This window comes from Azospirillum sp. UFLA03-27, assembly GCF_059803775.1.
On record NZ_JAUQTX010000341.1, the window covers coordinates 1 to 5,708 of the forward strand.

General features: G+C 70.9%; 7 protein-coding genes. 6 read left to right on the top strand and 1 reads right to left on the bottom strand.

Translation table 11 applies throughout. From position 1 onward, the window contains the following. Window positions 1-13: 13 nt before the first annotated feature. The 6 genes from Q4I23_RS29990 (at window position 14) to Q4I23_RS30015 (ending at window position 5,118) form a co-directional block, all read left to right on the top strand. On the top strand, window positions 14-667 hold the full coding sequence (locus Q4I23_RS29990; protein WP_498528643.1) for a GntR family transcriptional regulator: 654 nt from the start codon (window positions 14-16) through the stop codon (window positions 665-667). 77 nt (window positions 668-744) lie between these two features. Further along, window positions 745-954: a hypothetical protein gene (locus Q4I23_RS29995; protein WP_498528644.1), complete on the top strand. Its 210-nt coding sequence runs from the start codon at window positions 745-747 to the stop codon at window positions 952-954. Then, a complete protein-coding gene (locus Q4I23_RS30000) occupies window positions 951-2,339 on the top strand; it encodes an amidase (protein ID WP_498528645.1) in 1,389 nt (462 codons plus the stop codon). Before Q4I23_RS29995 ends, Q4I23_RS30000 begins: the two co-directional genes overlap by 4 nt. Before the next feature lie 53 nt (window positions 2,340-2,392). After that, window positions 2,393-2,956, top strand: a complete 564-nt coding sequence (locus Q4I23_RS30005; RefSeq protein WP_498528646.1) for a TRAP transporter small permease — start codon at window positions 2,393-2,395, stop codon at window positions 2,954-2,956. 29 nt (window positions 2,957-2,985) lie between these two features. Beyond that, window positions 2,986-4,257 (top strand): TRAP transporter large permease, encoded by a 1,272-nt coding sequence (locus Q4I23_RS30010; protein WP_454020627.1) that lies wholly within the window; start codon window positions 2,986-2,988, stop codon window positions 4,255-4,257. Window positions 4,258-4,338: 81 nt separating this feature from the next. Continuing rightward, complete coding sequence (locus Q4I23_RS30015; RefSeq protein WP_498528647.1) at window positions 4,339-5,118, top strand: GntR family transcriptional regulator; 780 nt, start codon at window positions 4,339-4,341, stop codon at window positions 5,116-5,118. Between the two features lie 11 nt (window positions 5,119-5,129). Here the strand turns inward: Q4I23_RS30015 and Q4I23_RS30020 are convergent. Beyond that, window positions 5,130-5,708, bottom strand: a 579-nt coding sequence (locus Q4I23_RS30020; RefSeq protein ID WP_498528648.1) for an ABC transporter permease, incomplete at its 5' end; no start/stop codon positions are given.

The window sequence follows — 5,708 nt, forward strand, 5'->3', positions numbered from 1 at the left end:
ATAAGAGACAGGGGTGGGCGAACGGCTGCCGACCGAGCAGGAGCTGTGCCTGCGCTTTTCCGCCAGCCGCTACACGGTGCGGGAGGCGCTGCGCCGGCTCCAGGATCTCGGCCTGATCGCGCGCCGCCAGGGCTCGGGATCGGTGGTGACCGCCGCCCGGCCCGACGGGCGGTTCCACAACACGCTGTCCAGCCTCGCGGAGATCGGGCAGTACGCCTCCTCCACCCGGCTGGAGGTGCTGGCGGTGGAGAAGATCCTGGTGGAGGGACGGACGGCGGAGCTTTTGCGCTCCCAGCCGGACACGCCGTGGGTCCGGGTGGTGGCGCTGCGCCGCCAGCCGGGGGAGCGGACGCCGCTCTGCTACACCGAGGTGTTCCTGCCCGCTGCCTTCGACGACGTGGCCCAGGCCATCGGCACCTTTCCGGTCGCCGTTTACGCGGTGCTGGAAAGCCGCTACGGCCTGCGCATCGAGGAGGTCGTGCAGTCGATCGAGGCCACCTCGGCGGACGCCAACCTGGCGTCCCGCCTGTCGGTGGAGGTTGGCACACCGATCCTGGTGGTGATCCGCCATTATCTGGACGCCGACGGAAACGCGCTGGAGGTTGCGGTCAGCAGCCACGCGGCCGGACGATACCGCTATGAAATGACGCTGCAACGATCCGGGTAAAGTGGCCACCGAAGGCCCTGCCCGCGGCGAACGGCCGGAAGAGCCGCGCGGGGACAGCACCGGAAGGGAGGGAAGGAATGACGGAGAATCATATCGGGGACGCCGCGGCCTGCGCGCGGACCCTGGCCAGGATTCAGGGGGTGACCCTGGACGATGCCGACGCCGCCCTGTGCGGGCGCCTGCTGGCCGCCGTGCCGGGCCTGCTGGCGGCGGCGCATCCCGGCGGCCCGCTGTTCGACGTGCCGCTGGGCGCCCACGCCGCGCTCATCGCCGGGGAGCGGGCATGACCGATCCCACATCGCTGACCCTGACGGAGGCCGCAAGGGCGGTCCGCGACGGCGCGCTGCGGGCGGAAGCCCTGGCCGACGCCTGCCTGGACCGCATCGCCCGGCTGAATCCGACGCTCAACGCCTTCCTGTCGGTCGAGCCGGAGGAGGCGCTGGCCGCCGCCCGCGCCGCCGATGCGGAGGTCCGCGCCGGACGGCCGGGCGGGCCGCTGCACGGCGTGCCGCTGGCCCACAAGGACATGTTCTACCGCGCCGGCAAGCGCTGCACCTGCGGCTCCCCGACGATCCGCGGCGCCTTCCGCCCGGAGCGGACGGCCACGGTGCTGGAGCGGCTGGACGCGGCGGGGGCGGTGACGCTCGGCACGCTGCACATGGCCGAGTTCGCCATGGGGCCGACCGGGCACAACGCCCATCTTGGGCGCTGCCGCAACCCCTGGGACCCTGACCGCATCACCGGCGGCTCCTCCTCCGGCTCCGGGGCGGCGGTGGCGGGGCGGCTGGCCTTCGGCTCGCTGGGGTCGGACACCGGCGGGTCGGTGCGGCTTCCGGCGGCGCTGTGCGGCGTGGTCGGGCTGAAGCCGACGCAGGGGGCGACGCCGATGGACGGCGTGATGCCGCTGTCGGAAAGCCTGGACTGCGTCGGGCCGCTGGCCCGCAGCGCCGAGGACGCGGCGACGCTGTTCTCGGTCATCACCGGGCGGACGGACGCCGCCGACGGCATCGGGCAAGGGGTGGAGGGGCTGCGGCTGGGCATCCCGCGCCAATTCTACTACGACGGCCTGGACCCCGCCGTCGCCGCCGCGCTGGAGCGGGCGCGGGCGGTGCTGGAGCGCGCCGGCGCCCGCGTCGTGGACGTGGACATCCCCGATCACGAGCCCTACGGCGACCTCGCCAACCTCGTTTTCACGCCGGAGGCGGCGGCCGTCCATGCGCCCTGGCTGCGCGAGCGTCCGCAGGACTACGGCCCGCAGGTCCGCGCGCGGCTTCTGCAGGGGCTGATGGTGCCGGCGGCCTCCTACCTCCAGGCGAAGCAGCTTCGAGCGCTTCATCTCCGGGCGATGATCGACGGCCCCTTCGCGCAATGCGACGCGCTGTTCGTTCCCGCCCTGCGCGGCCGCGTGCCGACCGCTGCCCAGACCGACGTGGGCGCCGGGCCGGCGATGGCCGCGGTGGTCGCCGGAGTGGCGGCGCTGACCCGCCCGGTCTCCTACCTCGGCCTGCCAGCGCTCGTTACGCCCGCGGGCTTCGATCCGGACGGGATGCCGATCGCCATGCAGCTCATCGCCCGCCCGCAGGCGGAAGCCACGCTGCTGCGCATCGCCGACGCCTACGAGCGCGCCACCGGCTGGCTGAGCCGCGTCCCCCAGACACAGGTCTTCTCGTGAAGGGAGTTCCACCCATGCCGGGAACCGATACATTGACTTCTGCGGCACCCCCCGTGGCGCCTCCCCAGACCCATGCGGTGGACAACGCCTTGCCGCCGGGCCGCGGCCTGCCGAGCTGGTGGAGCTTCATCGAGGACCGCATCCTCCTGAACGTCGCCACGATCCTGATGATGGCGGCCATCGGCTTCATGTTCTACGAGGCGTCCAGCCGCTCCCTCCTGTCGGAAAGCCACTGGTGGGCGGAGGAGTTGGTCCGCTTCCTGGTGGTGTGGAGCGTCCTGCTGTCGCTGGGCGTCGGCACGCGGCACGGTCACTACATCCGCATGGACCTGCTGCTGAACATGATGCCGCACCGGGTGCGGCTGGCCTTCGCCTGGCTGAACAGCCTGATCGGGCTGGCCTTCAGCGTGCTTCTGGTGATCGCCGGATTCCAGGAGGTCGCGCATCTCCAGGCGATCGGCATGTTCACCGAATCCAACCTCGACCTGCCGCTGTGGACGGTCCGGCTGGTGCTGCCGCTGGGCGGGGTGCTCTACGGCTTCGCCTTCGTCGGCAACATCATCCTGCTGCTGCGCGGCCATGACCCCGATCCGCCCGTCGAGGGCGAGAATCTCTGAACGACGGCCGAAAAAGGGGAGGAAACACCATGACCACCATCATCGCCGTCGTCAGCCTGCTGTTCTTCGTGGCGGCGGGCGTGCACATCGCGCTGGCGCTGGGCGTCATCGCGGTCGGCCTGCTGACCTTCAACTTCAACATCCCGGTCGTCCTGGTCGCGCAGATGGCCTGGGATTCCGTGGACAAATACGCGCTGGTCTGCATCCCGTTCTTCATCTTCGCTGGCAACCTGATGTCGCGCGGCAACCTCGCGCTGGTCATCCTGGAGCTGGTCGGGACGATCATCCGCTACTTCCGCGGCGGCATCGCCCTGGCGCTGGCCATGTCCAGCGTGTTCTTCGCGGCGGTCAACGGCTCGTCGGTGGCCTGCGCCGTGGCGCTCGGCCCGGCGGCGGTGAAGCTGATGCCGAAGGAGGGCTACCCGCCCCGCTTCGCCGCCTCGCTGGTGGCGGTCTGCGGCACGCTGGGTCTGATGATCCCGCCGTCGCTGACCTTCATCCTGATCGGTTCCATCGTCGGCCTGCCGATCACCGACCTGTTCATCGCCGGCATCGTGCCCGGTCTGTTCGAGGCGTTCCTGCTCGGCCTCACCACGCTGATCGTCAGCCGGCTCAAGGGCTACGGCCATGTCGGGGAGCGTCCGGACTGGAAGGGCTTCGGCCAGCGCCTGCCGGGTGCCGCCGGGGCGCTGATGATGCCGGTGCTCATCATCGGCACGATCTACATGGGCTGGTTCACCCCGACCGAGGTGTCAGCGCTCGCCGCCATCTACGCGGTGGTCCTGGTGACGGTCGTCTACCGCACCGCCAACCTCGCCGCTGTGTGGGAGACGGCGCGGGAGTCGGTGCTCCAGACGGTGATGATCTACGGCGTGCTGCTCGGCTCCGGCCTGCTGACCGCGGTGCTGACCCGCCTCGGCCTGTCCGCCGAGCTGACCGCGATGCTCAAGGAGGCGCAGGTCTCCCCCTTCGAGTTCCTGCTGGCCGTCAACCTGCTCCTGCTCGTCATCGGCATGTTCCTGGACGGCGTGTCGATGATCGTGCTGCTGGCGCCGATCCTGTTCCCGATGGCGCAGGCGGTGGGGGTGAACCCGATCCATTTCGCCGTCATCATGACCGCTCTGGTCGAGGTGGCGACCCTGACGCCGCCGGTCGGGCTAAACCTGTTCGTGATGAGCCGCATCACCAAGATGCCGCTCCACGCCATCGTGAAGGGGGTGCTGCCCTTCTACGGGATGCGGGTGGTGGCGCTGCTCGCCATCAACGCCTTCCCGGCCCTGTCGCTGGTTCTGCTGACGTAAGCCGTCCCGCGCGGAACATCCTCGTACACCGGTTGCATCGGCGCCCCGCCTCGTCCATCTTCCGGCATCATGAGGGATGCGATGTCGGACGAAGCGGACAGCCTGAAGGACAACAGCGGCACGGACGGCGTGGCGGAGCGGGGGGAGACCCCGCTCTACCAGGAGATCGTCCGCACCTTGCTGGAGGAGATCGACGCCGGCGCCTACGCCGTCGGCGACCGCCTGCCGACCGAGCAGGAGCTGTGCAGCCGCTTCGCCGTCAGCCGCCACACGGTGCGCGAGGCGCTGCGCCGGCTTCAGGAGATGGGCTACATCCTGCGCCGCCAGGGATCGGGTTCGGTCCTGGCGGCGCGCCGTGCCGACGGGCGCTTCGTCAACTCCATCAGTTCCCTGGACGAGCTGGTGCAGTACGCCACCTCGACCCGGCTGGAAATCCTCTCGGTGGACCGCATCATCGTGGAGGAGGAACTGGCGGGCCGGCTGGGCTGCCGCCCCGAGACGCAGTGGTTCCGCGTCAGCGCGCTGCGCCGCACCCGCGAGACGTCGGAGCCCTTCTCCTACGTCGAGGTCTACATCGACGCCGCCTTCTCCGACGTGGTGCGCAACCTGGAGGTGGTGCAGTACGCCATCTACACGGTGCTGGAGCAACGTTACGGAGTCCGCATCGCCGAGGTGATGCAGGACATCGAGGCCGCCCCGGCCAGCCTGAACGTCGCCTCGCGCCTGCATGTCCCGCCGCAATCGCCGATCCTCGTCATCACCCGGCGCTATTTCACCGAGGACGGGCGTCTGGTGGAGATCGCGGTCAACACCCATCCGGGCGCCGGCTTCCGCTACACCATGTCCCTGCAGCGGCGCTGAGAGACACGGCCTCACGACCGGCGGAACGGTGCCCCCCGCGGGTCAAGGCCTTCGCGCAGCCCCTCGGCCAGCAGATTGACGGCCAGCGCGATGGCGGCGACGGTGACCGTGGTCGCGGCGATCAGGTGGGGGGCGTCGCGCAGGTCGGCCAGCCCGTCGCGGATCAGGGTGCCCAGCGACACCGCCGGCTCCTGGATGCCCAGACCGAGCCCGCTCAGCGTCGCCTCCGCCACCATGACGGGACCGATGGAGAGGGCGGCGCGGATGGCGACCGGCCCGGCGACCGCCGGCAACAGATGGCGGCGGACCGTGTGCAGCGGTCCCGCGCCGAGGGCGGCGGAGGCCCGCACATGCTCGGCGGTCCGGTTGGACAGGGCCAGCGCCCGGCACCAGCGGACCTGCGAGGGCCATGCCGCGAGGGCGAGCGTCAGCACCATGGCCTCCGTGCCCGGACCCAGCAGCGCGGCGGCGACGATGGCGAGCGACAGCTCGGGAAAGCCGTGCAGCAGGTCGGCCAGTCGCAGGACCACAGCGTCGGTGCGCCCGCCGACCCAGCCCGCCACCCCGCCCGAGGCGACGCCCAGCCCCAC